The 25,290-nt window shown below is 58.1% G+C and carries 21 protein-coding genes and 3 pseudogenes; 11 read left to right on the forward strand and 13 right to left on the reverse strand.

Annotation, left to right across the window (positions count from 1 at the left end):
* Positions 1 to 2 precede the first annotated feature (2 nt).
* From OLZ32_RS20700 to OLZ32_RS20720, 5 genes are all read right to left on the reverse strand, one after another.
* Positions 3 to 467 (reverse strand): hypothetical protein, encoded by a 465-nt coding sequence (locus tag OLZ32_RS20700; RefSeq protein ID WP_264422391.1) that lies wholly within the window; start codon positions 465 to 467, stop codon positions 3 to 5.
* Positions 410 to 730, reverse strand: coding sequence for a hypothetical protein (locus tag OLZ32_RS20705; protein WP_264422393.1), 321 nt, complete (start codon positions 728 to 730; stop codon positions 410 to 412). Before OLZ32_RS20705 ends, OLZ32_RS20700 begins: the two co-directional genes overlap by 58 nt.
* 45 nt (positions 731 to 775) lie before the next feature.
* Positions 776 to 1,120, reverse strand: a complete 345-nt coding sequence (locus OLZ32_RS20710) for a hypothetical protein (RefSeq protein ID WP_264396499.1) — start codon at positions 1,118 to 1,120, stop codon at positions 776 to 778.
* 246 nt (positions 1,121 to 1,366) lie between these two features.
* Positions 1,367 to 2,557 carry a Gfo/Idh/MocA family protein gene (locus OLZ32_RS20715; protein ID WP_264396500.1) on the reverse strand — a complete coding sequence of 397 codons (1,191 nt, stop codon included), beginning with the start codon at positions 2,555 to 2,557 and terminating at the stop codon, positions 1,367 to 1,369.
* A gap of 815 nt (positions 2,558 to 3,372) precedes the next feature.
* Positions 3,373 to 3,726 carry a hypothetical protein gene (locus tag OLZ32_RS20720; protein WP_264396501.1) on the reverse strand — a complete coding sequence of 118 codons (354 nt, stop codon included), beginning with the start codon at positions 3,724 to 3,726 and terminating at the stop codon, positions 3,373 to 3,375.
* 79 nt (positions 3,727 to 3,805) lie between these two features.
* On the opposite strand from OLZ32_RS20720, the pseudogene OLZ32_RS20725 reads away from it, so the two are divergent.
* A pseudogene (locus OLZ32_RS20725) lies at positions 3,806 to 3,922 on the forward strand (IS1595 family transposase); the annotation flags it as partial.
* Here the strand turns inward: OLZ32_RS20725 and OLZ32_RS20730 are convergent.
* Positions 3,885 to 4,064, reverse strand: coding sequence for a hypothetical protein (locus tag OLZ32_RS20730; RefSeq protein WP_264396772.1), 180 nt, complete (start codon positions 4,062 to 4,064; stop codon positions 3,885 to 3,887). The pseudogene OLZ32_RS20725 and the gene OLZ32_RS20730 overlap by 38 nt on opposite strands.
* Before the next feature lie 2 nt (positions 4,065 to 4,066).
* Between OLZ32_RS20730 and OLZ32_RS20735 the strand changes: the two genes are divergently transcribed.
* Together OLZ32_RS20735 and OLZ32_RS20740 are read left to right on the forward strand one after the other, a co-directional pair.
* The gene (locus OLZ32_RS20735; RefSeq protein WP_264396502.1) at positions 4,067 to 4,408 is read left to right on the forward strand and encodes a site-specific integrase; all 342 of its coding nucleotides are present in this window, start codon (positions 4,067 to 4,069) and stop codon (positions 4,406 to 4,408) included.
* A gap of 53 nt (positions 4,409 to 4,461) precedes the next feature.
* Positions 4,462 to 4,818, forward strand: coding sequence for a tyrosine-type recombinase/integrase (locus OLZ32_RS20740; protein WP_264396503.1), 357 nt, complete (start codon positions 4,462 to 4,464; stop codon positions 4,816 to 4,818).
* 665 nt (positions 4,819 to 5,483) lie between these two features.
* On the opposite strand, the gene OLZ32_RS20745 is transcribed toward OLZ32_RS20740, so the two are convergent.
* From OLZ32_RS20745 to OLZ32_RS20755, 3 genes are all read right to left on the reverse strand, one after another.
* Positions 5,484 to 5,948, reverse strand: a complete 465-nt coding sequence (locus OLZ32_RS20745) for a hypothetical protein (protein WP_264396504.1) — start codon at positions 5,946 to 5,948, stop codon at positions 5,484 to 5,486.
* Positions 5,949 to 5,967: 19 nt separating this feature from the next.
* Complete coding sequence (locus tag OLZ32_RS20750) at positions 5,968 to 7,107, reverse strand: hypothetical protein (RefSeq protein WP_264396505.1); 1,140 nt, start codon at positions 7,105 to 7,107, stop codon at positions 5,968 to 5,970.
* 424 nt (positions 7,108 to 7,531) lie between these two features.
* Positions 7,532 to 9,526 carry a DNA/RNA non-specific endonuclease gene (locus tag OLZ32_RS20755; protein ID WP_264396506.1) on the reverse strand — a complete coding sequence of 665 codons (1,995 nt, stop codon included), beginning with the start codon at positions 9,524 to 9,526 and terminating at the stop codon, positions 7,532 to 7,534.
* A gap of 260 nt (positions 9,527 to 9,786) precedes the next feature.
* Between OLZ32_RS20755 and OLZ32_RS20760 the strand changes: the two genes are divergently transcribed.
* On the forward strand, positions 9,787 to 10,032 hold the full coding sequence (locus tag OLZ32_RS20760) for a hypothetical protein (protein WP_264396507.1): 246 nt from the start codon (positions 9,787 to 9,789) through the stop codon (positions 10,030 to 10,032).
* A gap of 406 nt (positions 10,033 to 10,438) precedes the next feature.
* On the opposite strand, the pseudogene OLZ32_RS20765 reads toward OLZ32_RS20760, so the two are convergent.
* The 3 genes and pseudogenes from OLZ32_RS20765 to OLZ32_RS20775 form a co-directional block, all read right to left on the reverse strand.
* Positions 10,439 to 10,711 (reverse strand): annotated as a pseudogene (locus OLZ32_RS20765) (LLM class flavin-dependent oxidoreductase); the annotation flags it as partial.
* Positions 10,712 to 10,759: 48 nt separating this feature from the next.
* Entirely contained in the window at positions 10,760 to 11,785 is a 1,026-nt protein-coding gene (locus OLZ32_RS20770; RefSeq protein ID WP_264396508.1) for an aldo/keto reductase, read from the reverse strand.
* Positions 11,786 to 11,954: 169 nt separating this feature from the next.
* Positions 11,955 to 13,103, reverse strand: a complete 1,149-nt coding sequence (locus tag OLZ32_RS20775) for an acyl-CoA dehydrogenase family protein (RefSeq protein WP_264396509.1) — start codon at positions 13,101 to 13,103, stop codon at positions 11,955 to 11,957.
* 850 nt (positions 13,104 to 13,953) lie between these two features.
* On the opposite strand from OLZ32_RS20775, the gene OLZ32_RS20780 reads away from it, so the two are divergent.
* The 3 genes from OLZ32_RS20780 (at position 13,954) to OLZ32_RS20790 (ending at position 16,497) form a co-directional block, all read left to right on the forward strand.
* The gene (locus OLZ32_RS20780; protein WP_264396510.1) at positions 13,954 to 14,436 is read left to right on the forward strand and encodes a class I SAM-dependent methyltransferase; all 483 of its coding nucleotides are present in this window, start codon (positions 13,954 to 13,956) and stop codon (positions 14,434 to 14,436) included.
* A 140-nt stretch (positions 14,437 to 14,576) separates the two neighbouring features.
* Positions 14,577 to 15,167 (forward strand): recombinase family protein, encoded by a 591-nt coding sequence (locus OLZ32_RS20785; protein WP_264396511.1) that lies wholly within the window; start codon positions 14,577 to 14,579, stop codon positions 15,165 to 15,167.
* A complete protein-coding gene (locus tag OLZ32_RS20790) occupies positions 15,151 to 16,497 on the forward strand; it encodes a hypothetical protein (RefSeq protein ID WP_264396512.1) in 1,347 nt (448 codons plus the stop codon). Before OLZ32_RS20785 ends, OLZ32_RS20790 begins: the two co-directional genes overlap by 17 nt.
* Before the next feature lie 141 nt (positions 16,498 to 16,638).
* On the opposite strand, the gene OLZ32_RS20800 is transcribed toward OLZ32_RS20790, so the two are convergent.
* The gene (locus OLZ32_RS20800) at positions 16,639 to 22,623 is read right to left on the reverse strand and encodes a DUF3320 domain-containing protein (RefSeq protein ID WP_264396513.1); all 5,985 of its coding nucleotides are present in this window, start codon (positions 22,621 to 22,623) and stop codon (positions 16,639 to 16,641) included.
* 251 nt (positions 22,624 to 22,874) lie between these two features.
* Between OLZ32_RS20800 and OLZ32_RS20805 the strand changes: the two genes are divergently transcribed.
* From OLZ32_RS20805 to OLZ32_RS20820, 4 genes and pseudogenes are all read left to right on the forward strand, one after another.
* Positions 22,875 to 23,660 (forward strand): hypothetical protein, encoded by a 786-nt coding sequence (locus tag OLZ32_RS20805; RefSeq protein ID WP_264396514.1) that lies wholly within the window; start codon positions 22,875 to 22,877, stop codon positions 23,658 to 23,660.
* A complete protein-coding gene (locus OLZ32_RS20810) occupies positions 23,657 to 24,223 on the forward strand; it encodes a hypothetical protein (RefSeq protein WP_264396515.1) in 567 nt (188 codons plus the stop codon). The genes OLZ32_RS20805 and OLZ32_RS20810 overlap by 4 nt, the downstream gene beginning before the upstream one ends.
* Before the next feature lie 232 nt (positions 24,224 to 24,455).
* Positions 24,456 to 24,689: pseudogene (locus OLZ32_RS39410) on the forward strand (ImmA/IrrE family metallo-endopeptidase); the annotation flags it as partial.
* A 37-nt stretch (positions 24,690 to 24,726) separates the two neighbouring features.
* Entirely contained in the window at positions 24,727 to 25,278 is a 552-nt protein-coding gene (locus OLZ32_RS20820; protein ID WP_264396516.1) for a UvrD-helicase domain-containing protein, read from the forward strand.
* Positions 25,279 to 25,290: the final 12 nt, after the last annotated feature.

Raw genomic sequence — 25,290 nt, forward strand, 5'->3', positions numbered from 1 at the left:
GGTTATAACCATCGATAAGTAATGCTTATCGGAAGCCATCGCATCATGACGATGCGCACGCGAACATCGCTTGCGCCGAGGCGCCATAGACCCGGCAGGGTTCTCTTTTCGCCGCGCTTGAGCCCTTGCGCATAGCGCTCAAGCGGCCATGTGGCGTAGCCGTCGCGGCCGACATATTGGTTTTCGCGTAGGCGCAGCGTGAAGGGGATTTTCTCGCGCGCCAGATGGGCCATCCACGCGTTGCCGATGAATTCGCGATCTCCCGTCAGTTGGGCGATCTTCATGTCCGGGAAGAGGCGCTTCAGACGGCCGAGCAGATCGATGCGCTCTGCGGTCGATGAATTGCCTGCCTTCGACAACAGCGCCCAGATGAGTGGAATACCCACGCCGCGCCATTCCACCGACACCATCAGAATATTGATCGTCGTCTTGCCGAAGTCCCAGTTGGTGCGGTCGATCGCCAGCACCCAAGGCTTGCCACGAAACCCGAGTAGAGAGACGACCATGCGCGCCGCACAGCCCGCATCGAGCCGGACTGGAAGAAGCGGTAGAAGGGCCGCCGGACCGAATCCACTTGCGCGTCCGTCGCCGCCGCCAGCCGCCACAGCGAGATCGTGCTGAAGCGCAGCATCAACAGCACCAGCCAGCACAGCGTTTCCTGTCTTGTGCGCGAAAGCGATAAGTGCTTGGCTGCCATCTCGGATAGGGCGTTGGAGAAAACCGATTGCATCAGGCGATCCTTTCTTGCCGGAAAGATTCGCCTTTTTGAATCAATTCAATGCCCTATCCAACCCCTTCCCCAATGCGTCCAGTACTGTGCTGTTTCACAGACATGAATAGAATGCTCAGCCACAGAATAGAACTTCTTACATTGACCGGCGTAGCGGCAAATATTCGAAAGTCCTTGTGCGATATCGAAAATTGTGAACGCGCTGCCCCAGGGATCCAACAGATCGAACCAATTACCACTCGCGAGCATGAAGCTGGGGCCGGATTTTAGTTTGATAGCGATGCGGATCCGGCGCGTGGTATAGTCCTTCAAGGTGTGGCAATCCGGGTCGGCGATGAGGGAATAGTTCTCTTCTTCGTGATTCACGACCGCGCTCTGCGGCACCGCCATGACGTTCTTGCCCTACCCCGGATCGCAATCGACCATTCTACCGCCACCGTCGCCTATTGAACATTGGTCACGGACCATTTCGGGTTTGATATTCCGTGCTCATCCCACGATGAATTACCGGTCTCACAGAAGAAACAATGGCCTCAGCGAAAGTGCCCGACAACGAACTGCGACCGGAGTCATCCGCAGATGTCAAGACGCTGAATCCACAGCTCAGCGGATGCGCGAATGGGGCGGGGAAACGCATCACTGCCTCATCGACAACCATGACCCACCAGATTCGTGGCTGTCGGCACAAGCATCAATGAACAGCATCCCTTTAAGCCCATCTTCAACTCCGGAAAGCTCGACACTGCCTTCCGGGAGAGCGTATCCCCCGCGGCGTGCGGCGATCGCGAGACCAGCCTCGGCATAGAGATTTGCCCATGCATCCACTAGAGTTTCGCCGTGCCCCCGTGGGAGATGTGCTAGGCGTTCCGCCTCGGGTAAGATTCCATTGCCATGACCTCGCACGAAGATCTGCTCCTGCTCCCCCAGGGGTACATAACGCAGCACCTCCGGTTTTTCCTGATCCCAGTCGAGCCCACCCTTGTCGCCCCACACGCGAATGCGGAGACCACAATATTGGCCCGGGGCAGCTTGCGTCACCCAAAGAATCCCAGGGGCACCATTCTTGAGACGGAAATTAATATAGGCCGTGTCTTCCATCGGTTTCGGAGCTCCACAGTTGTGAAACTCAGCCCTGAGGCTGGCAATATCCTGTCCGGTAATTGTATGGAGGAGATGGTACGCATGCGTCCCTATATCACCGGTCGCTGATGTGCGGCCAACCTTCTCGGGATCCTGCCGCCAAATGGCGCCCTTGTCACGATCGGAAAATGGACTTGTCGCCCACTCCTGAGCAAACTCCACGTATGCTTGTCGCACGGTCCCGATGACGCCATTTCTGATCATGTGCTTGGCCTGACGAACCATCGCGTGATGTGCGTATGGGTAAGTCATCACGACCAAACGACCCGTAGCACTTTGTAGCTCCACGAGGTCTTGGGCATCGGAAACCGTCGTCGTCATGGGCTTGTCCATTACTACGTCGATACCGGCCTTGAGAAAGGCGGTCGCGATACGATGGTGTGTCCAGTTTGGCGTGACGATTGCGACTGCTTCTATACCATCGTCGCGCGCAGCTTCTGATTCTGCCATGGCGTTCCAGTCACCATACGAGCGATCGGGCGCAATCATCCATTCTGCGGCCGATGCGCGTGCGTTATCCGGATCTGAGGATAGCGCACCCGCAACGACCTCCCAGTGGTTCGACAATCTCGCCCCGGCGAAGTGCCATTGTCCAACAAGGCCACCCTTTCCGCCACCGACGAATCCCAGTCGCAACCGGCGACCGAGGAGCGGGCTTCGCAAGTTGCCTTTTCCGTCATAGGTCATTGAGACCTCCCTTGTGAACGATTCTTCCGCGACGTCAGCGGTGGAAAGCTCTTCGTGTGGTGCCGCCCGACTTCTGCTCAAGTCCGAATGCGTTTCTGGATTGCAAAGGCACGTACCGTGCCAATGGAGAAGGTCATTTCCAAACAAAACGCTAGCACTAGTACGGCTATGTCGCATCAACTGTCGGAGATCGGACAACGCACAATCAGTTGGAGCGAAGAAGACGGGCCACCTCCTCGACACTCAGCACCAGCGGCAAGCGTGCGCGGCTGATGGATGAGGGCCAGGTGGCGAGAGAGATCGGGCCGGTCGATCGTCACAGTGAAGAAGAAACGTAGCCGTCGCCATTATCGGGGGATCGGCCGATGAAGGCGGCAAGCGCCTTCACGCAACGGATCTAGTCACGGCGCGTGGCCTCGGTGAAGCCGCGCATGGACATGTCTTCGATCATGCGTCCACGAAGCGCTCTGCCGGATGGATTCGAAGGGACGGCGGTCATCGGATGCTCCTCTCAAGCTGAAGTTGACCCCTTCGGCCCATCGAACGAACCCGCTCGCGCGGGAGGGCGCGGGCTTTGAGGCGTGTGCCTCGTTGACGGCATCGGAGAGGCTTTGATCGATCAGAGGTGACGGGCGGGCGGAGAGATCCGAGCATGAAACAGCTGCTTATATGGCGCTCCTGTCCATCATCAACGTGGATCCATGACAACTTATTTTCGTTGTGAGCATGAAGCCCTGGGAGGCCGGGTGGCCTTGGTTGAGTAGGTCTACGGCAGTGTAAATCGTTTTCGCATTGCGACATCGAGATATTGAGCATCACCCGCGAAGCGGTGATGATGTGATGTGAAAAACATCGAGCAATATCGCCGTCGCGACTCCACCCGCGGCCAATAGGAGCCCCGTCATGAAAATACGGTTGGCGCGTTCAAATATACGTCGCTGCAGACATTTGGGGTCAAGGAGGTCGGAAATAGCCTTAATCTGCAGGCCGATGCCAAGAAGAAGCGGGATCACCGCAACGAGGTCGGGCAGCCGCCAAGGTACCGGATTCGCCGCCCACTGGGTGACAAAGCCCAGCGAAAAGGCGAGAACAATACTGACAGCCGTGACCGTACCGTTGCGAAAAGCGGTTTCGATCTGGTCGGGGTCTGTCTGTTCGGGCTCTTTCATAATTTTCTATGCATAGCCGACGAGATACGGCTTTTCAAATGCGATCTGCATCCCGGCCCCAGTACAGGATGCTGAAACGATGCTGGCAACGCTTTCCAACATTCTGACAGTCGAAGACATGATCGTGGCGTTCGAGGATGAGCAGCATTGCCGATGGCTTAGGATGTTGCTGTCTTTTGTTGATAAAGGCCGCGTACAATTTCGAGCAGTTCTTGTTCCGGCCCCATAATTCGTAGCCCTTCCAGCAATCCAGCTCGGGAAAGGTCGCGGTCGTAAATTACCGGCCAGTTGTCCGGTATTTTCTCAGCTTCCGCTTCGGCGATGGTGAGATCTCGCACAATTGCGTGCCGTCGACGTGACCGATTTCGTGCAAAAGTGGGTTTCGCGTCTCAACATGCGCCGCGCCAAAATCATGACCACCGCACTGCGGTCGTTTCTCTCCTATGCGCGTTATCGCGGTGACATCACCTCAGCTTTGATCGTAGCAGTCCCGATCGTGGCCAACTCGTCGCTCTCGTCTATTCTTCGTGCGATCGGTCGCGACGAGGTAACTCGTTTACTCGCCAGCATTGATCGCGATACACCAGTCGGATGCCGTGACTATGCGATGATCCTCGCGTTGGCGCGATTGGGATTACGATCGAGTGAGGTGGTTTCGCTCGAACTCGACGATATCGATTAGGTAGCCGGACAGATCCATGTGCGAGGCAGGCCGGTCAACGCAACGACATTTCGTTGCCCGCGGATGTTGGCGAGGCGATTGCCGACTACCTGCGAAAGTCGCGCCCAGGCAATGCCAGTCGTCTCGTCTTTTTGCACGACAAGGCCCCGATCCGAGGTTTCAAGGGGCCGAGTGGACTCGAGCCGGTCATCCGACGCTCACTCAAGAGGGCCGGCATCGATTCTCCCACAAAGGGAACGCACCATTTCCGACATGGGCTTGCCTCAGCGATGCTACGTGGCGGCGCGTCGCTTGGTGAGATCGGCGAAGTTCTGGGACACCGTCATGTGCAGACAACGGCGGTTTACGCCAAGGTCGACCTCGACGCGTTGCGAACATTGGCTTTGCCATGGCCGGGAGAAGCCCAATGAGCACACTCCAACAGGCTGTTCAGACTAGATCGAGATGCGGCGAGGGCTGGGGTTCAAGCTGCGAGAGACTGAACGGGGATTGATCAATTTCGCCGCGTTCCTGGAGGCCAACGACACGCCGCACATCACGACGGAACTGGCCCTTGCCTGAGCTCAGCGACCGTCGCGCGCAGCCTTCGCATTGGGCAAGACGGCTGGCGAAATCGGCGGTGCGATGGAAGGGGGATGTCGTTTTGCATTTAACCGTAAGACTCCGCCCACAACAATTTCAACAAGATAGCCTGGCACTTAATTTGAGACTTGGCACTTAATTTGAGATTTGGTGTTGGACTTTGGCACTTAATGTGAGATTCAATCGTCGACGAAATCGACGGTGTTTCTGCTGTGAACGATCGTTTTCCCAACGAGGTTGACGAAGCGCTTTGGGATGAGGCGTGCCTACGAGGCTTTACATGCTGCGTGGGCATATGATGGGTGAAACCAAAGCCCGATTCGGCAACGCTATAGAAGAGATAATGGACTGCGCCTGTCAGTCGCGGACGTCTTCACAGTTGCACTTAATCAATTCTCGGCCCACGGAATCTCAAATAAACTGCCAATCTAGAGAGAAACGGCCGCATTCTCACGTTTAAGTGCCAAACGACATGAACCCCATTGACTCGGGCTTATCGCTCGGTTCGGTAAGCCGGCAGGCAACAGAGGGCAACAAGAATCAAGAAAAGCCAGATTGGCTGTTGCTGAAATTGGACAGGTCCGGATGAATTAATCGTCTTCGCGACTGCCGCGACTGTGGTTGACATTTTCTCGACCACCTGCGCCAGACCGACGAAATCCGAGGCCCCGACCCCGAGAAGACCGCCAATCACTGTGATCAGAAGCTTTGCTGGCAGAAAGAGCAGAAGCGCGCCCCCGACAGTGAGACCCCAAAGCCCGGCAAGAATGTATTGCACAATGGCGCCCGGGACCCATACCAAGAGTGCGATCGAACCAAGAACGACGAGCACCAATATAATCAAGAAGAAAATATCTCCCTGCTTGGCAAGTTTATTCCCACTCGCAAGCCCCGTGTCGCCGGAGCCGCCCCTGATATTCTGAAACAATCTTCCTAGTCTTGCCCTAAACGGTGCCATACCTACCTCCCGCCTGCATTCAAAGATGGGTCAATGTCAGCTGATGATTGTGGCTCGCCCAATTTGTTATCGAGTCTGCAAAACACGCCACTCCGGTTGCGCCCCTTGTCGCAATCAACATGCCGAAGAGCGCCAGATCTCCCGAGGACAATGAATCACAAACAAAAGCGCCGGAATCACCACTCAGTGGCCGAGCAGCAATCACTTGGCTGACCCTTCCGCCTTTGAGGGATCGTGGGGCGGCAAAATCAAACAAGTGCGAAAAACAATAAGAATTGCCGGTCCCCTTGTCCTTCAATCGACTGGTGACGCCGTATCCGCCGATGATGTAGTCGTTCCTGCCTGACACTGTGCCGCGCATGCTGATCTGGGAACCAGAGCCCAGGACCGTACGATCGTACATGTCGACGACCGTCCCGTGTTTGGCAATTTGCGCGGTACCAACATGCGCCGGGTCCAGCTTCAACAGAGCCAAGTCTACCTCTGGATGGGCGGGCGCCGTGTACTGATTGCAGACACTGCCCTTCGGACTAAGTTGGAAGGTTGAGAAGTTGCTGTGAAGAACTGAGCCGGCATTCGAAATACTCACACCTGAAACGTCAGGAAGTGCGAAGGCCGCCCCAGCGGCAGTTGCGACATGCCCGCAAGTAACTCCGTAAATGTCGCCGTGCTGATCCTGGAGAAAACCGCCAAGCGTGCCTGTGTTCGGAGCATTCACCTCCAGCCCGCCGTCGACTGAGGCTGCGAGCCATCCAACTTCCTCCTCTTCAACATTTGCGAAAAACGGCTGTTGCGCTGCATAATTCTGGATTTGTCTGCGCAAACCGATTGTCCTATTGGTCGTTGGCTCGATGTAGATACGCACAAGGAACGGATCTTTTTTCTTACCGACGTCCATGCAGTAATGTTCCCAGAGCGAGAACTTCTGCGACATGTCGAACAGACCCTCCCAGTCGTCGCTGTTCCACCACCACCACCCAAAGACTAATTGAGGGTCGGGGATACCAGCTTGGGCAGCGTGCCCGGCTAAACGAACCCAAAAAGGATGCGGGTAAATATAGATGCCATGGATAAGCTCTTGAGCGGACTCAAGTCCGGGAAGGCCGGCCATAAAGTCGGCAAACTCCGGCGTGTTGGAAAAGTCTATCTGCGCCCGCATGAATGCCCTCACAACGTGTTGCGCTCAACCGCTCTAGTGTCTCCGAAGGAAAGCTCGATGATAGGGAGTATTACCAGCCGCTAATACTTACCATGAGTCTACACAGATCGCAAAGCTATTCCCGTTCTGCGAGTATCTAAATGAAAGCCGCTTGGCGGCAGAAGTGGCTGGAAATATCACGCGAGAGCGCGATCCAGGTTGAGTGCCGTCGGGGGCCGAACTTGCCGCACAGTTTCCAAGGGCTCAGCAAGCAAGTGCCCCTTTCTTGAGCCTTTTACTTGTTTGGGCGTGCTTCCCGCTGCCTGTTACGTGGATCGCCGGTCTACCCGTCCGTTTGCAAGCCTCCGCGCGAGATTGGCTTCTCGCCGGCGATCGCGCGGTGGTCGAAGTCAGCGAGAATTGTAAGCGTTCATGGCCCGAATGCTCAACGTCGCGGATGCTGAATATCCGCCACGGTTCGCAACGTTCGACCAGTTGACGGCCCAGAATACACATCAGCATTTCGCACGACGTCGGCAAACACGATACCTGTATCTTCGATGATCTTGGCCACAGGCACCTGGAAATTCTGACCAGGCTTCGTGCTGTTTGGACCGACGGGAAGGCGTTCGAACGGAATGTTGAGCGCATAGTCCTGCTGGCTGACCATGTAGGCGCTGGTATAGAGTTTGTTGTTCTTGTCGGTGACGGCAATGACTTTCCAGAAAAACTGAGGAATCAGAATCCCCCGGTGCTCTTCATCGTCCGAGCGGAAAAACGGACCGGAGAAGACGGACGCCTGAACGTCCTCCTCGTCCGTGTTGTAGAGCAAGAAATTCTCGAGGCCCTGCCATAGATCAGCACCTTGATTGAAACCCCAGTATTGCGGCGAGCAATTGGTCCATTGAAAGGTGTCGTCATTTGCCCGCTTAGCGACACGGATGTCGCCCCAAACGGGATCGAGACGCCGAACGAGGTGGCCACGGTCGAAATAGTTCTTCGAGGGAACGGGTTCGTCGCCATAGAGCTCGTCGCCGTTCTGCAGCTCCTCGGGCACACGCGGATCGTAATACCACACATCATTTCCCCGCTCGAGATTGGTCCAGCGCGCACCGTCAATATTTACGGCAGTGTAAAACGCCAACTTGCGTTTGGGGTTGGCGTTCAAGACCACCGAAAAATGCTGATAGCGCAGAACGTCATCAGTCGCGCCGGTGACCTTCGCCGGCGAACCATGCCGCAGGGCGTCCGCTCCAAGTGTCGGCAGCGGAATTTCGACCGACAGGAATTTTGGCAGATATCCATCACGTCCATCGAAATATGTGGCCGGATGCGTGTGTCGCGTCGGGCGGCGTCGGGCTTCTGTGGCCACAAGCCGCAGCGCCGGCGCGGCAACGAGCGGCGGACCAATGATGCTCTCTCCCGGCGTCGTTCCGGCAAAAGGTTTCACGCCGGTAGCGTCAGCGACGAGATCGTCGACAAGAGCTGAGCGCGCGAAGCCTGGGGCTGCAATGCGCTGTTCGACATCGGCGACAAGCTTGGAAATCCGCACGCCCTCATTGGCGAGCCAATGCACCTTTTCGGGGGGTAGATTGATGGCAATACGGGCCGGCACGGTTGTCTTGTCGGTCAGCGCCCAATGTTCCTCGCCGCCGATAATCTGGCGGTCAGGAACGCCGGCGTGATGCAGGCACACGACCTGCCAGGCATCCGTGAACACCGCCGCGCCGGAAGAACCGTTTGCGGTATCGGATGAATACCAAAGAAAATTGTCCCGCTCCGGATCCGCATCATCCCCGTATTTGACGAACTTGTTCTCGCGGAGCGAAATCCGTTTGGTCTTCGCATCCGGGTGTTGAATGATCGTTGCGTATTGACCGACCTCCGTCTTGCCGGTCCGGGCGTCAAGACGGAGAAATCCAAAGTCCGAGATCGGCGTGACACCGTCTTCGCTGCTTTCGGCAATCGCGACGATTGTGTAGTCGAGCGCTTCCTTGGGACTGGTCACAAACCCGTCTTGCGGGGACAGCCGAAAGCGCGTAGTGCGCTTGAGGCGTCCTTCGGCATCAAGCTCATAGCCGAACTCTACTGTCGCCTTGAGCGCATCCTCGGCGGAGCCGATGACATGATTGTTGGTCAGCAGCAGCCGCGGCCCGATCAGAAACCCTGAGCCCCAGTCGCTGCCCTCACCGACCGGCGCCGGAACGTTGATCCTGCAGACTACTCTGGCAGCCAACAGACCGCGTTCGAGATAGTTGATTTCGACGAGGTCGTTTTCGCCGATGAGGGATTCGAACACATCGAAATCCACCCCTGCCCCGGCCCTCGCTCGGTGGACGACCTGTTCGATCAGCCGCATGGGATCGACCTGTGGCGTGGCCTCACGGCCCGCTGCGATCTGGTCGACAAGTTGCTCGTCTGCGAATTTAGAGATTTCCATTGGCAGTCCCTCCCCCAACTATGGCGAGAGATTATGCGCGAAAAACAACAATAGCGTGACAGGCGAAGTAGCAACGATTTCATCCCGTCATCTGCGTTGAACTGGCTGGGTGCAAACGAAATGCCTCCCGCAGGAGCGATATGGCGAGCACCTCGAATGCCCCCTTCGCGCGGGTTTCGGCAGCGTCAAACCTTGTGGTTGCTGCGCCAATTTCGCCGTGCCATAGAAGACGCCTCTCATTCCCTCCGCATGTGGTCTCCATGCCTCGCCTTCAAATCTACGCGCTGTTCGTCGGAACCGTTTGTGGCGCAATGATCGTGCCGTTCATGGGCTTTTTCATCGTCGATGGTCTGGGGCAGGCGCCATGGACGATCAGCATCTACGCCGTGGCGCTCTCGTGCCTCGCGATCCTTGTCAATCGTCGGTTTGCCCGACTTATTGATCGTGGAGAAAGCGCCTTTCCGCTGATCGGCATTGTTTTGGGTGGCTATCTGTTGGCTAGCTAAGCTAGTTTCGCGTTGTCGATCTTTCCGGCTTTCTGGACGCGCTCTTCGCCGCTGCTGTCCTATTGTTCAGTCCGCGCCAGTTCAAAGTGTCTACACAGTCCCCGCCATAAAAGCGGTTCCCTCTCTATTCAAGCCCAACGCGCAGTGTCGGCAGTCAAATTGAAGGGAGCGAAATGAAAATACTGGAGCTATCGGCAAGGGCCGTGTCGGAAGACACCATTTCACAGGGAATGTGTTTTGCGTGCGGTGGTCCGCCCAGCAGCGGAGCTGGAGAACACGTGATCCCAAAACACCGTTCCATGCTGTGAAACCTGCAACAATGGTTTTCTCTCCCAGATCGAAGGCGCTGTTCAACCTGTCTTCGAGAGGGGCACGGTAAGCACTCGGGATGAGCAATTACTCTTGGCAGCGGATGACAAAGGCTAAGCAGCATAACGAGGGGGCCAAGACGAAGGTGACGGGTGCGCTGCGCGACGCTCGATAAAAACAGATTCGGCGATGGGCCTCTCCCGTGCGGCGAACAATGGTGCTCTGCTAGGTGATAAGCATAAAAACCGAGCCGATCATAGGCTTCCGCCAGTTCGAGGCTGTCTGCGTATTGTCTTCCAATGGGGCTACCGTCGTCGTCCAAATGATCGAAAATGCCGGAAGCTAGCTTAGAAGGTAAGGCTTTTCTCATTCAATCATCTCCAGCTTTGATCCGGTATCCGGGTGTTACCGCAGCAAACTACGAGTTGAATATGCGGCTGCCGTTCCAATGGTCGCGCTCCAGCCCATAGACATCACCCTCGAGCGGCCTTGTTTCCGCCAGCACCCCGGCGATGAGGTCACGGTCTTGAGTGGTCAGGGCGAGCCCGGAGATGGCGACGTTCGAGATCAGATGCGAGCGGTTGCGCGCACCAATGATGACGGCTGCCACACCCGGCCATTCGAGTATCGCAGCGCTGGCTACAGTGGCGATGTCGGTCCCCTGCCGATCAGCGATCTGGCGCAGCATCGTCAAAAGGGCCTGAAACAGGTCCCAGCCGCCGATATCGTCGATGACCCGCTTGTATTTGATCAGCGAACGGTTCTCCAGCGGCTCCGTCGGCTCCGGCGCTCCGAGCCATCTATCGCCGAGGAAGCCGCCTGCCATGGTGCCATAGCACAGGAGGGAGACGCCATTCTTGACCGCCGCTCCAGCCATCCGCCTGGCGGGACGTCTATCGAGCAGCGAATACTGTACCTGCATGGAGGTGAGCGGCACGCCCGCGTTGGCGATCTCGAGCATATGGTCGGTGTCGAAATTGGTGCCGCCGATCTTGTCAATCTTGCCGGCGCGACGAAGCTCGTCGAGCCACAAGGCCGCGTCCAGCCAGCGAGGCACGCGGTATTCCCACCAGTGTAGTTGGACGAGATCGAGCCGCTCCTGGTTGAGGCGCTTCAGAGACTGGTCGATCATGGCCTCCACGTAAGGCTTGCTGATTCGCGGCAGCATGTCGTGTTCAGGCACAAACTTGGTGTGTACCTTGATCCGGTCCAGGGCCTGTTCGCCGCGCAGATCGCGATAGCGCTTTCTGAAGTTGCCGATCAGTTCTTCGACGCCAGTATAAATGTCGGCACAATCGAAGCTGGTGATGCCCGCATCGGCGGAGGCCACCATGTCGGCGATCGGGTCGTCACTTCGGGCCGTGCCGTGACCGCTCGCTAACTGCCAGCTGCCACGAATCACACGCGAAATCTCGTAGTTTGGGGCAAGCTGGAGTCTCTGCATTTTTTGCCTCATCTCAGTTGTCACTACGGCCCACTGTGCGTGTGGTGCGGCTGAACATTTCGAATAGTCGCCGACGGGTGATCATGACGATGTTGTAGCCTCTTCATCCGAATGACATACGAGGCCTGCAGCCGCTGTCTGATCCGCATCCATGGCCGCCCGTCCGATCTCAGCGTTCGGACACCACCCGTTCCAGCAGCAACCGGCCCGCTTCCACATAGTGCCGCTGTTGGACCATCGCGTGTTGCGCCGCTGCATGCAGATCGCGCAGTCGCCGTTGCAGAGGCGAGGTTTCATACACTGCGGCACCGCCCGCCAAGGTAAAGCAGGCATGTGCTGCGCGGGCACAGATTGTCGCAGTCCAGATTCCCGTCTGTATGCCCTCAGCGTACAGAGCTTGGCCGTTCAGCGTGTGGGCCAAGGCGTGCCGCCAGTGGCTGTCGGCCTGAACCTGCATGGCCGACCGCGCTGCCCGTACATCTGCCTCGATTCGACCCAACTCGCACTGAACCATCTCCGACTCGCCCATCGGTGCCGGGGCTCGAAGCTGCCGTCGGCCGGTACAGGCGAGTTCGGCAAGATCCCATAGCGCCCCCTCGGCGATGCCCACGCAGACAGCTCCAAGAAGTACCGACTGAAGATGCCGCCAGGATTGATACAACGGTCCCGGTTCGCACGTTGGGCCATCTGGAAAATCGAAGAAATTGGCCTCCGGCGCCATTACGTTCCCAAGGACTATGTGGTGACTGCCGGTACCCCTTAGGCCGGAGGCATGCCAAGTGTCTTCGATCAGCCAAGCCGACGCCGGCAATGCGACACACCGGACTAAGGGTGGCCCGGCATCCCCTGAGAGCCCACGAAGTGGCTTGCCGCCTTCCGACATGACACAAAGACCCACCATCCAGTCGGCGTTTTGGCAACCGCTGGCGAACGGCCAGCTGCCGTTGACGCGCCACCCGCCCGGCACTCTCTCGGCTGTGCCCGCCGGCGAGTAGACGCCAGCTATGATGACGTCCGATTTGTCACGGTACAGCAGATCGTAAGTCTGTCTCGGCAACCGAGGGCTCACAATGGCCGAGGCGCTGCCGATCATCGCGGTCCACCCGACTGAGCCGTCGAGCCGAGCCAAAGCGCTGATCACTTCCATTCCCGAGGGTAAATCTAGTTCAAAGCCGCCACGGCTGCGCGGCGCGAACATGCGGAACACTCCGATCGATCGTAACTTCTCGATAACGTCTGATGGCATCCGGCGTTTGGCTTCGATATCGGCCGCACGCGCCATTATGGCAGGAGCCAGATCGCGAATTGCATCGAGCATTCGGCCGGCCGTCACATGCGATGTCCCCGGTTCCGTTTCGCCAGAGCAACATTGGCCGCTTCGATCTCCGCTCTGGGACGCACTATCGCCGGCGGAAGCATCAACATGATCCGTCAGTTTCTGCATTGGCACTGCAATTTTTGGGATTCGGTGCGGCTTGCTTGTAAAGGTACAGTGCGGCGGTGGTTGGTTGCCACCTTTCGGCGCGTTGAAGCCTCGGTCCACGTGCTTCGCATGCAACTCATGCCCTTAGCAATCCTTGCATAGGCTGCGGTCGATACGCTGATGGGCCTGTACCGAGCAATGTGAATGTTCACTTTTGTCCTAACCCCTTCTGCCGTTGCCTGCGATCACGTCCGATGTGTGTGAGCGGACCTCCGACGCAAGCTTGGCGAATGCAAGTCCGCCCGCCGCTTCTACAGAATTGAAGAAGAGTTCAATTGCGCACGTTCGGTGAGCTGATCATGGAAATTCTCCTCGTCTTGCGCCGCAGTTGGTCGGCAATGCTGAGCAAGTGCCATGCCAACCGAAGAAATCATTGCGGATCAATATGATCACTCTGCAACGCATTGTTTCATGCCCTACATTGTCAAACAGCTGACAACGTTCAAACACCCAAGCGGTCACGGTGACACCATCACCTCATCCATTCAGCGTCCAACGCCACAGAACCCATGCTGATCCGAAATGATATTCAAATCTGAGCCGAATCAATGATAGGCTGCTTGCTTGGCGCATGATCGGCGGGAGATTGTCATTGAGTTCCTCAAGCCGTTTTGCTGAGTACGCTCTGGGACATTCAGAGCCCGAGATGCACAGGTTGATCCTACAGGCAGCGGCACTGCGGCCGATGACCGAGCGGTTGCTTCGCGCAGCCGGGTTGGCTCCAGGCATGCGGGTGCTCGATCTCGGCTGCGGCCCCGGCGATGTGTCCCTCCTGGCGGCGGAGTTGGTCGGTCCGTCCGGAGCGGTACTGGGCGTTGATTGCAGCGAGGAAGCGCTCGTCACTGCGCGGGCACGGGCAAAGGAAATGGGCCTGGCGCAGGTCCGCTTCCTCCATGCGGCGGCCGACGATGCCGTCGACACCGTCATGGCCGAGAATCAGTTCGACGCCCTCATCGGCCGCTTCGTCTTATGCTATCTACCGGATCCGATCGACACGATTCGCCGGGCGGCCGCGCGATTGGCGCCCCGCGGCATTGTGGCGATCCATGAGGTGGATTTCCTCGATGAGTTCCGCTCTCGTCCTTTGGTGCCGCTGTGGCAGCAGGCCGGACGATGGCAAAGGCGAGAGATTGAGGGGCTTCAGTCAACGGCCAGGATACTGTCCTAATCGCGGCGGCATTCCATATCCTTTCAAAAATTACTTGCCTTACGAGGCCATATTGAAACAGGATTGTGAAAGGATTTTCGGCTTGCTTCGCCAGTGTAGCCAGAGCGCTTGCACAAACGGTCGTTTATGAAAGGACCTCGATGCTGATCGGCTACGCCCGCGTGAGCAAGGGAGACGAGCAATCGAACAAGGCCCAGGCCCGTGCACTGTCCGAAGCCGGCTGCAAACGCATGTTTGAAGAAAAGGCGTCCGGCGGGCGCTGGGACCGGCCGGAGTTACACCGCATGCTCGATCAACTGCGCGATGGCGACACTGTCGTTGTCTGGAAGCTCGATCGCCTGTCACGTTCGCTGAAGGACGTCCTGCATCTGATGGATCGTATAACCAACGCGGGAGCAGGGTTCCGGTCTCTCACCGAGGCGATCGACACAACCACGGCGGCAGGGCGCATGATGATGCAGATGGTGGGATCCTTCGCGGAGTTCGAACGCGCCATGATCCGGGAGAGGACCACAACGGGCCTTGCTCAGGCACGTGCCGAAGGACGAATTGGGGGACGCCGTAAGAAGCTCGACCCGAAGAAACGTCGGGAAATCGCCGAGAGCGTCTTGCAAGGCCGCAAAAGCGGCGCCGAAATGGCGAGACTTTACGACATCAGCGAACCGACGGTTTCGCGCATCGTCGCTGAACATCGCCAGAATATGGAGACCTTCCATGCCAACCAGCCATGACCTCAAAGGTCTGATGAAATTCCTCGCCCGGGAAGAGTGGCGCGAATGCTTCGACGAGGTGTTTTACGACCATTTCGGGCCGGTCCTGGATGCCGGCGATATGGACTTCGACGACATTGGCGAAATCCTCGGCGAGGTTTGGGCCATGACACTCTGGGGTTGTGCCTTCGAAGATTTCCTGACCCAGGACTTCGAAGTCGAAGGCGGCAACATCGTTGACGAGTATCTCAAACGTCGCGGCTGGAAGGAAAATGCCCAGGCAAAATCCTACATGAAGGCGCTGCGCACTTCCGTCATGAGCCTCTACGAAGTCAGTGAGATCGAGCTAGGAAAGTCGCTCATCGCGCGCGACCTTCTTCGCGGTGGCGACCCGATCGCCGTCAGTGAGGGGACGGCAACCAAAACGCTTAAGCAATGGGACCGGATCGCCGCCCGCATTGTGCCTCTCATGGGGAAAAATGTGTTCGCCGGAGCCCTTTTACCGTTCACGCCGCAGGCCACCGATGCGCTGTTCGATGGCCTGCGACAGATGTTCGGCAAAAAGAACGCGAAGAAGCTGCCGGCCATCAAGGACGAGGAGCTTCAGCCTGCGGCCTCCATGTTCACACTTTCATGGCTGTTCGATGCGCTTGAGCGCGCCATGGGGCTGCCCTCGGTGCAGAACGCCGATGGTGATGAGCTCATATTCCACGACGTCAGGTTTCCGCTCGCCTCCGGAGTTACCCAGAAGGATCTTGCCGCACGGGTGAGTACCATTCCCGGCATGTCGCAGGAAAACGCAAAATTCTGGAACTGGCTTGAGCAAAAGCCAAAGCATGGCGCCCGCAAGCGTAGTCCACCGTCCTTTGACACCACGATGGAAAACGGCGCGCGCGTGCTGGGAAATATCGAATTAAAGGGAAAGTTCCTACATCTGTCGACCAACTCGGCCGAACGCGCGCAAAATGGAACAACGTTGATCCAACAGGCTCTCGGGGATCTCGTCCGCGCGCCACTCACAGAAATCCGCACGGTCGAACAGATGATGGCCGAGCGGCCGGCACGCGAAAAGGAAGAGCCCGGGTCTGAAATACCGCCCGAAATTGCCGAGCAGGTCGTTCACCAGTTCATGGACCGGCAATATCGTGAAACCCTTGATCAGCCGGTCGGCATGCTCGGCAACAAAACACCGCGCCAAGCCGCGAAATCAGCCACTGGCCGTGAGAAGGTCGCCGGATGGCTCAAATATCTCGAAAACCAGTCGTCCCGGCACCCACCCGCGGACCCCATGGCGACATACAGCTTCGAGTGGATGTGGCACGAACTTGGGGTCATTGATCTGCGCCAATAGCCGCTACCGTATATCCGTGTCCCAATAATGTACTGAGGCCTGCGTGTCTTGCCTCGCGCAATCGACTGGGCAAGTCGCCCGAGAAATTGCCGAAGCGCTTGCCGAGATGGGGGTCGCTTGAATGGATAAATCGGAACATGGCTACTCGAATGAATGGGCGGTTGAAATATGCTGCCGCGCTCTCAAAATCGCTTCGTCAAGCCGTGCACGGGAAACAGCGGCAAGGCGCTCGACACCAAGCAGCCGAGCTAGATCTCGCGCTGGATCTAATTGGTCCAGTAAGTCGGAATTGTCGAGTACCACAAAAGCGAGTTCCGCAAGCGGAATATCGGCGATCGATCTGCGTGCGTCCTCGCTGACTGGTTGCCGGTATGGAATAATTTCGGAAACGGTTCCCACCTTCCAGACGAACTCGCCGCTCGACTCCTTGGTCGTGTGGAGACCGCGGAGATGAAGGTCGATCCTCTCTCGGATTCGTCCACCGGTACGCAACCAACCGTGCGCTCGAGAAATCCGCTGGGCTAGTATGTCTGTGCGTACCGGACTTTCGGTCTCGATGACCACTTCGATCATGGCTCGCAGGGTATCTCTATAGGCGAATTCGAAGAACTGATCGGGATCGGCTCGGAAGCTGGACAGATCTGTGACACGATATCGCAGTCCATTCGATGCTTCGTCGCCGACCGAAGCGGCGGATGGCTGCATTTCCGCCGATTCAAACTTGCTTGAAGAGGGCGGTGTCTCCACAGAGACGAGTACAGTCTCGACGATTACTGGAGGCAAAATAGCAGCCTGCTCGACAGGAGGGGCGGCTTCGTCGTCATGAATTTCGTCAATCCCCTCCACCTCGTGCCCCATGTTCCAGCGGGTCGCGGTATCCTCCGTTTCCGTAGCGCGGCGCGCCCTGCTCTCCTCGAGGAGAGCTTCGAGGCTGGCATGAAGCCGCTCGGCGCAGCCTGCTGCATCGAACCACCAATCGGTCGACCAGACGCGCAATATGTTCCAGCCAAGGCCTCTCAATACCTGTTCACGCACCTTGTCGCGGTCTCTGGCGGTGGCCGATCCGTGATAGGTCGCGCCATCGCACTCCACGCCCGCCAGATAGGTACCCGCCAGATCCGGATGGCGAATCCCGAAATCGATCCGAAATCCGGAAATCCCAACCTGCGGCACGACTCGCCAGCCGCGACGCTCCAATTGTGCAGCGACCGCCTCCTCGAAGGGGGACTCGAAACCGCCGACAGAGCCAATATCCTGTGCCGGCAGAGCGACCGCGCCACGGTCGGCATAGTCGAGGAATGTCTTCAGATGTTGTACAGCGAGCGCCTTGGTGCGCGTCGGGTCGATCTGGTCAGCCGTAAAACCCGAGAAGACGATGAGTTCCTGACGCGCACGCGTCACAGCAACATTGAGGCGGCGCTCGCCGCCGTCCCGATTGAGCGCGCCGAAATCCATCGTCAGCTTGCCAGCGGCATCCTTCCAGAACGTGATCGAAAAAAGGATGACGTCTCGCTCGTCGCCCTGCACGTTCTCCAGGTTCTTGACGATCGTCGGCTCGACCCGTTCCTCGACAAAGAACCACTCGAGTTCCGGATCGTCTCGGCGCGCGGCATCGAGGAGATCGAGGATCAGCGACTGTTGCTGCGCGTTGAACGTAATCACCCCAAGCGTCGGGCGATCTTTTTCAGGCAGTTTCAGCCACGCCTTCATCCGGGAAACGGCTTCTTTCGCCACAGCCTCTGCTTCGATCCGGTTGGTTCGGCTTTTCCCACGATCGTAAATGCCGTTAGGCACCTTGCGCAGATGTACGGCGCGGTCTTCAACGGCAGGCGACGGAAACGTTACCAGACGGTTCTGGTAGTAGTGATGGTTTGAGAAAGCGATCAGAGACTCGCTTCGACTGCGGTAGTGCCATCGTAAATCGCGGACCGGAATACCAGCGGCCTTCGCCTCGTCAAGAATGCTCTCCAGATCCTTCTCGTGATCGGCGACTTCCTCCTCTTCCTCGTTGCGCCCGAAGAAGTTCGTCGGCGGCAACTGCTTCGGATCCCCGACAATAATAGTCTGGCGAGCCCGCGCGATGGCGCCAACAGCGTCCCAGGTTGTTATCTGCGACGCCTCATCGAAGATCACAACGTCAAACAACGCCTGGTTTGGCGGGAGATACTGAGCAATGGAGAGCGGCGACATGAGCATGCAGGGTGCGAGCTTTGAAAAGTTCTGCGGCATCTTGCCGATCATATCTCGTATCGACTGGCTCGGTCGCTGCAACTCCATCTGGTAGCGCAGCAGGCCGAGTTCCGAATTGCGTGGAACGCTCTGCACGGGCGGCAATCCGTGAGCGACCACACTGACGACACGCAAGGTAGCGTGTGATCGGACGAGATCGTCTATTTCACGAAATTCACGGATTGCATTTTCGTGCTGGAAACGCCGGAAATTCCGCAGAACAGGGTCGGCGTCGAGAACCCTCGGAAGCCACCACCTGGCATAGCCGAGGCGAAATGCAGCCCGCGCCTCATTGGGCCGGGTCACCCCATTCTCAATCTGTTCGACCAAAGAGGACAGGTTCGCATGCAGTGCGCGGCTTCTGACCCGGCACCAGGCTGACCAATCGCGAAGCAGATGTCGTGCGCCGATGAGAGCATCAAGTTTGTCCCTAAGCGTCGTAAGGTCGACCACGTCCTTCTCAACCGAGCCGTCCCATCCTGCAATCGTGCTGAAGCGCTGTCGCGCTTCTTTAAAGCCTTCGACTGCGGCGAGAAGCCTGTCTCCCGCCTGCCGGACGCCATCGTTTTCAACCGCGGCTTGGAGCGATGGCGCGATCATACGCAGCGCCGATCGTATCTCCTCCTGATCACGTCCCGGAAGCAGCATGGTGGCACGAAACTCTCGCGCCAATTCGAGAATTTCCGCAACGGCTCCGACATCAGTACCCAGGCCACGCACTGGCAAAGGTTTTCCGTTCAACAGACTCTGGTCGATTGCCGACAGGTAATCCTTCATGCGGCGCAACAGTGGGAGGTCCCCCTCGGGCTCGGCGGTACCTTTATCCGCATAGCGTTGCAGTAGCTTTTGAATCTTGCGCTTGCCAAGCATGGCGTTCGGCCAAAACGAAGCATTCGCCTCTCGCCATTGGCGATCCAGCACGTCCGGATCGAGGTCGCGGATGGCGGAGGCACCATAAGATGCTGCGAGTCCGCGCTCCGCTTCGCGATAGGCCCCGATAGAATTTCGAAGGTTTTCCAGCGCTTCGGCACATCGCGCGAAGTCCCGATCGAATACGATCGTGATGTCACGACCTCGGCATTTCTGCAGTGCTCGCGCAAGACCTTCCAATCCTTGGAGTTCGGCTTGCGAGGACCGTTCCCGCGGCTTCAGGCCGATGCTCGCGAGACACGCATCCATTGAGCTGGCCAACAGATCGATCGCATTCTGCAACGACTGTGCGGATGCTAACAACCCGTCCTGCCAGCCGGAACTCCATTCGCCAACCCTGACAAGGTCCAGTGCTGGCTGCCGCTGGACCGATGCGAAGACGAGGCCGAGTTCGCCCGCAAGGTCTTCAAGCTCGCGTAGCGTCTGCGCGTCATGAGCGTCCCGTTCTAACCATGACAAGGTTGGTGCCGGAGCTTCCACAGCCTTAAGAGCGATTCCCAATGCCAGATAAGGCGTCCATCCGTTGGGATAACGATTGTGCAAAGCCTCGACGTAAGCGTTGAGCTCGTCGCGGCGCAATCGAAGACGCTCGTTGATCGCGACCCACTCGGACGCATCGGTCCGACCGCCATGCTCCCAGGCTGCCTTGAGCTGTCCAAGGAAATGTCGGCGATCAGTCTTGTGCGAGTGCAATTCGATGCAGTGATCTCCGAGGCCATGCGTTCGTAACCGACGATAGACAACGTCGAGTGCAGCCGTCTTTTCAGCGACGAACAGAACCGTTTTCCCCACCGCAAGGCAGTTCGCGATCATGTTCGCGATGGTCTGGCTCTTGCCAGTACCGGGGGGACCGACAATGACGAAGTCCCTCCCTTCGGCAGCCGCGAGGCTTGCCGCTGTCTGTGAAGAATCTGAAGGAAGAAGGCAAATGATATCCGCCGGCGCATAAGCGTGATCGAGCTCACGTTCGTCGCGGAACGCCGATTGTCCTCCGCTTTCTTGGAAGGCTTCCTCCGGCGTATCGATCAGATGGCGAACCACCCGGTTCTCGCGAAGCGCCTCGGTACGTTCGACGAGATCCTTCCACATGAGGAATTTCGCAAAGGAGAAGGTCGACAACGCAGTCTCGTCCACAACCTCCATGCCGGGCACGTCACGGACCGCCTGCCGCATCATAGCGAGAAGACGTGGCACATCGACCCCATTGTCATCGAGCGGCAGATCGCCGCCGAACTGGGGAAGCGTCAGGTCGAAATCCTGTTCCAGGAATTGCAGAAGGGTCGCATTGAAGCGGGGCTCATCCTCATGAAAGCGGATCGTGAAGCGCGAACTGGCACTGCGGCGCTCAAGCTTTACCGGAACCAACAAAAGCGGCGCTCGATAGCTGCGCTCATCCTCCGGTTTCTTCTTCCACCGCAAGAAGCCGACGGCAAGAAAGAGGGTGTTCGCTCCGCCCTCAGCAAAATCATTACGGACCTGCCTGTACAGGTCGATCAACCGGGCCTCGAGCTGGTGAGTGTCCAGTGGCGACGGTAGCTCGTCCCTAAGTAGAGCTTCGGCAGCAAAATTGCGCTGAAGATCGCGGCCGTGCACGTCACGATAGAGCGCCGCGTCCCGTTCGCCGAGTGGGTTCTGTTCGGGCAATGAAATGATCCGTACTGCAGCCCCATTCGCGAGTCGGTCTTCGAGATAGGCGACGTCAGTGCAGAGAAACGGAATCGTCTTCTTCGATTCCGGGAAGTTGAGGAGCCGATTGCGAAGAGTAAGGTCCAACAGCTTCTTCTGCCATCGGTCGATGCGGCCGGCGGCGGTGGTCGGTTTGACCTCGATGGTCTCGGCCGGTAACTCGCCAAAACTGGGAGCTGAGGGAAGTGGCAGATCCGCAACGGGTATTATATCGTCATCGAGAACATTGCGCCGGACCGGCTCATGTGAGGCGAGTGGCATGACCCCGCCGCTTCGCGATCGCCTAATGTCGACCGCCGCAACGAACGCGTGAGCTTCCCCCTCCCCGAGACGGCTGTCCATGACGCGCTGTGCGCTTTCCAAGGTCATGGCGGGGCGATGCGTCACGCCAGTCGTTTCGAACACTATCAACTCGCGTGATGCCAGGGCCTTCCGGACCTCCATCTGATCCGCCTCGACCGCATGCGCGAAGGTTCTCTTGGCCAGCCATACACCCGCTGCCGCATGCCCATCGAACATCAAGACGACCGGGTGCAATCCGGCTGCTTCCAGCCCGGCGGCAAAAAGAAGGGTAGTATCGAGACAGGTCGCCAGCCGCTCCTCGGCAATTGTGCTGGGACGCCGAATCTTCTGACCGCGGCTCTCGAAACTTACCGGCGGTTCGGCGTAGTGCAATCCCATCCCGGCAACGGCTGAATAGATAGCTGCAGCCAGCATATAAGCGCGCTGGGGATCCTGTGACTGGTAACCGTCCAATCCGCCTGGATAGCCATGCGCAGCAAGCCTTTCTGCTGCCGTCCGCAGGATTTGAGCCACTCCGGGATCGTTCGGCATGACGAAGGCTGGCAGCAGTTGCACCATATCGGCAACGCCTCCCCATTCGTCCCGCGCAAGCAGTCTGACGGGAAGGCGCCGTTCGCCCAAAATCTCTCCACCCGTGGATAGGCGCAGCGTGATCTCACCGCGCTCTGCCTCATTTAGGCCCGAGAGATAGCCGGCGTCGAATTCGACCTTTCGGTCGATCAGCGGAAGCCGATCGCCCGGCATCAGACGATCAACTATCCATGATTTCGGCCTTAGAAACGAAGGCGAAGACGTCAGATCGAGGCGGCAGTTTTCAATGTGCCTATCAGTATTATTCTCAATCAGAATCGATCGGAGGACCGGGATGGCATTTTGGTAAGATGCGTAGGTGAAGCTGGCCGCAACATCGACAACAATGGCAGGATTGTCAGGTTTGTCGGCTTCTTGTTGCTCTGTACCACTTTCGAAAGTCTGCATTGCTGTCTCCCCCTAGCGGGAAGACTAGCGGCGTTTCTCAACTTTAAGAAGACCAGTCTTGGAGACAAAGTGAACTTTTAAGACATTTTCTTTGAAAGTCTGGGGGGAGTCATAGTCCGGCTCATCGACCACGAGAGTCGCCTTCAGGAGGCCTTGTCCATTTTAGGTCCGGCGCCCCGCTCGACATCAACTTAAAGATGTTGGATTCTCCAAATGTGATTCGAATCGAATTTTGACGCGGAGCCGACCAAATGAACCCGCGGACCATTCCGCCGCTCAGCAAATATACGAGAATGACCGAGGTCGAGGCCGAGCTTGCCGGACTTGAAACGCTTGGGTTCGACGAGCTTATTGCGCGTTGCGAAATTTCGGACCGCTCGAACCCCGGCTATATACGCTCAGAATCGCTGGTCCACAGGATGAGGGCGACGCGGTCAGACAATAATGACGCAAGGTTCAACCGGTTGTTTGTGCTTTTTCTCCGGCGCATCGCGCGCGCCTTGCCGCGCGCCGAACGCACGGTCGACAGCAAGGTTCTGGTCGATGCGGCCACGAAAGACATCAACGATGCGGCGCTCGACCGTATTCGTCTGCTCGTCACCCTTGATCGCAGTGGCGGCGACCGTCTCGATTTCTACGAGGTCCATTTCGACGAGGCGATCGCCAAGCTTCGGCTGAGCGCTCGCAGGCGTGTCTCCGTTCGCGCCGAACGCGAGACCCCGATCGAAGTCGATGACGACAGCGGGACCCTCGTCGTGTCGGCTCAGAGGACCGGCGCGCCTGCAAATGGTGCCGATGATGCAATTCTTTCAGATCCTATTTTCCGGCCTCGGCTACTGGCGGCGATTGACGCTTTGCCACAGGAACAAAAGGAGGTCATCACCATGACGCTTGCAAATATCCCGAGCCAGTCGAGCGATCCCGATATTGCGTCAATCAGCGGCCTCTTGCATTGCGATCCGCGCACCGTGCACAATCGCCGCAAGCGGGCTATTGCTGCATTGCGACAGGCGCTCGGCCTCGGAGATGACAAATGAGCAACGATCAGCCGACCCCTGAGACATTGCTGACGAGCTTCGCCGTCGATTTCCGCAAGGATCCCGTCGCGCTCGGCCTCTACTGTCAGCGCTATCCGCAGAATACGCACGATTTCGTCGCGCTCGCCCATGAACTGCTCTTGTTGCAGAGCGTTGAACAGGGCACTCCCATCGACGCGGCCACCGAACGATGGATTGCCAACATCACCCCTACCGGCTCGTCCCGGACCAGTCCCTTTGAGGGCCTTGATCGTTCGGCTTATGCCGCGCTCCGCGAGACTCTCGGCATTCCCGGCCCCGTCATCAACGCCTTTCGCGATCGATTGGTAACGCTCGGGAGCGTGCCGCTGTCCTTCCTGGAAAAGTTCGCCGCCGGGCTGAATGTCGGCATCCAGGAGCTTGCGGACCATCTTTCCGCTGCTCCGAGCCTGTCGCGCGGGGTCCAGTACAAGTCGGACGGCAAGCCTGGGGCGGCAAGCGACAAGCTGAGTTTCAAGGCGGTGCTGGAGGAGGCTAATGTCTCCCCAGAACGCATTGCAGAACTTCTTCTCGACGAGGAGTAGGATGGATACGGTCGAACTCGGCCGTCAGGAGGCCGCAAGGATCCACGCCCGTCTGGTTGAACAAGGCATCGATCCCTGGGATCCGCTGGCGCTGGTGGAAGCGGCCGCCGATCGCTGTGGCATCGTCGACATAACCGGTTTGAAACCGGGCAGCGCGCTTCTGGCCCAAGCACGTGCGAGCTACGATCCGCACAGCCATAGCATCCTGCATGAAGACACCGGCAATGCGTTCATGAACGCCTTCCTTATCGGCCACGAAATCGGCCATGCCACCCTCGGTGACGCGCGATTGCCCGACCAGGCGCGCGACCCAGATCCGGCCCGTTCGGTCGAGGCGGCGCCAGATGGCGAAGAGCGCGTCGCCGATTATAGCCGCAAGTCGCGTCGCGAGGTGCAGATGGACCTCTTTTCGCGCGAGCTGCTGATGCCGCGCGCTTTCCTGCGTGAGCAACACCTGGCGGGCATGAGCGCGAACGCCATAGCGGCGAAGCTGGGCGCACCCTATGGCGCGGTTGCCCAGCAATTGCTGGACGCGCTGCTCCTGCCGTCGGTCGAGCTCAGACAGGACGCCGGAGAGGGGTGCCTTTCTGCTCGAGGCGGGCCCGGGTACGGGCAAGACGAAGACGCTAGTCGGCCGCATCTGCGACCTCATCGACAAGGATGCGGTCGACCCGCGCACCATCGTCGTCCTGACCTATTCCAACAAAGCGGCCGGCGAATTGTCGGAGCGTATCGCAAAGCGTGCCCCGCAAGCGGCAGCGGCCATGTGGATCGGCACGTTCCATGCCTATGGCCTCAATCTGGTGCGCAGCTATCATAGGGAGCTCGGGTTTGCTCGCGAACCACGGCTACTCGATCGCACCGAAGCCATCGACCTTATGCTCGACAGGGTCGCCGGTCTCGATCTTGCCCACTACCGGGATCTCTCCGATCCGACCGACAAGCTGCGCGATCTCCTGTCTGCGATCTCCCGGGCGCAGGATGAGGTCGTGCTTGCACCAGATTATGCCGCTCTCGTCGATAAGTTGGCCGCTTCGGACGGCGCGTCTGGCTGACCGGGCCCGCGA

Origin of the sequence: Rhizobium acaciae (genome assembly GCF_025941625.1) — a bacterium.
GTDB classification, from domain to species: domain Bacteria; phylum Pseudomonadota; class Alphaproteobacteria; order Rhizobiales; family Rhizobiaceae; genus Rhizobium; species Rhizobium acaciae.

What these genes read in the sequence shown, in the direction of transcription:
- OLZ32_RS20720 (WP_264396501.1), bottom strand. Translation starts at nt 3,726, where the DNA reads ATGAAAGAGCCCGAACAGACAGACCCCGACCAGATCGAAACCGCTTTT.
- OLZ32_RS20760 (WP_264396507.1), top strand. Translation starts at nt 9,787, where the DNA reads ATGCCTCGCCTTCAAATCTACGCGCTGTTCGTCGGAACCGTTTGTGGC.
- OLZ32_RS20820 (WP_264396516.1), top strand. Translation starts at nt 24,727, where the DNA reads ATGGCGCGGTTGCCCAGCAATTGCTGGACGCGCTGCTCCTGCCGTCGG.
- OLZ32_RS20780 (WP_264396510.1), top strand. Translation starts at nt 13,954, where the DNA reads ATGACCGAGCGGTTGCTTCGCGCAGCCGGGTTGGCTCCAGGCATGCGG.
- OLZ32_RS20800 (WP_264396513.1), bottom strand. Translation starts at nt 22,623, where the DNA reads ATGCAGACTTTCGAAAGTGGTACAGAGCAACAAGAAGCCGACAAACCT.
- OLZ32_RS20775 (WP_264396509.1), bottom strand. Translation starts at nt 13,103, where the DNA reads ATGCTCGATGCAATTCGCGATCTGGCTCCTGCCATAATGGCGCGTGCG.
- OLZ32_RS20705 (WP_264422393.1), bottom strand. Translation starts at nt 730, where the DNA reads ATGCAATCGGTTTTCTCCAACGCCCTATCCGAGATGGCAGCCAAGCAC.
- OLZ32_RS20770 (WP_264396508.1), bottom strand. Translation starts at nt 11,785, where the DNA reads ATGCAGAGACTCCAGCTTGCCCCAAACTACGAGATTTCGCGTGTGATT.
- OLZ32_RS20785 (WP_264396511.1), top strand. Translation starts at nt 14,577, where the DNA reads ATGCTGATCGGCTACGCCCGCGTGAGCAAGGGAGACGAGCAATCGAAC.
- OLZ32_RS20790 (WP_264396512.1), top strand. Translation starts at nt 15,151, where the DNA reads ATGCCAACCAGCCATGACCTCAAAGGTCTGATGAAATTCCTCGCCCGG.
- OLZ32_RS20810 (WP_264396515.1), top strand. Translation starts at nt 23,657, where the DNA reads ATGAGCAACGATCAGCCGACCCCTGAGACATTGCTGACGAGCTTCGCC.
- OLZ32_RS20715 (WP_264396500.1), bottom strand. Translation starts at nt 2,557, where the DNA reads ATGACCTATGACGGAAAAGGCAACTTGCGAAGCCCGCTCCTCGGTCGC.
- OLZ32_RS20750 (WP_264396505.1), bottom strand. Translation starts at nt 7,107, where the DNA reads ATGCGGGCGCAGATAGACTTTTCCAACACGCCGGAGTTTGCCGACTTT.
- OLZ32_RS20755 (WP_264396506.1), bottom strand. Translation starts at nt 9,526, where the DNA reads ATGGAAATCTCTAAATTCGCAGACGAGCAACTTGTCGACCAGATCGCA.
- OLZ32_RS20710 (WP_264396499.1), bottom strand. Translation starts at nt 1,120, where the DNA reads ATGGCGGTGCCGCAGAGCGCGGTCGTGAATCACGAAGAAGAGAACTAT.
- OLZ32_RS20805 (WP_264396514.1), top strand. Translation starts at nt 22,875, where the DNA reads ATGAACCCGCGGACCATTCCGCCGCTCAGCAAATATACGAGAATGACC.
- OLZ32_RS20745 (WP_264396504.1), bottom strand. Translation starts at nt 5,948, where the DNA reads ATGGCACCGTTTAGGGCAAGACTAGGAAGATTGTTTCAGAATATCAGG.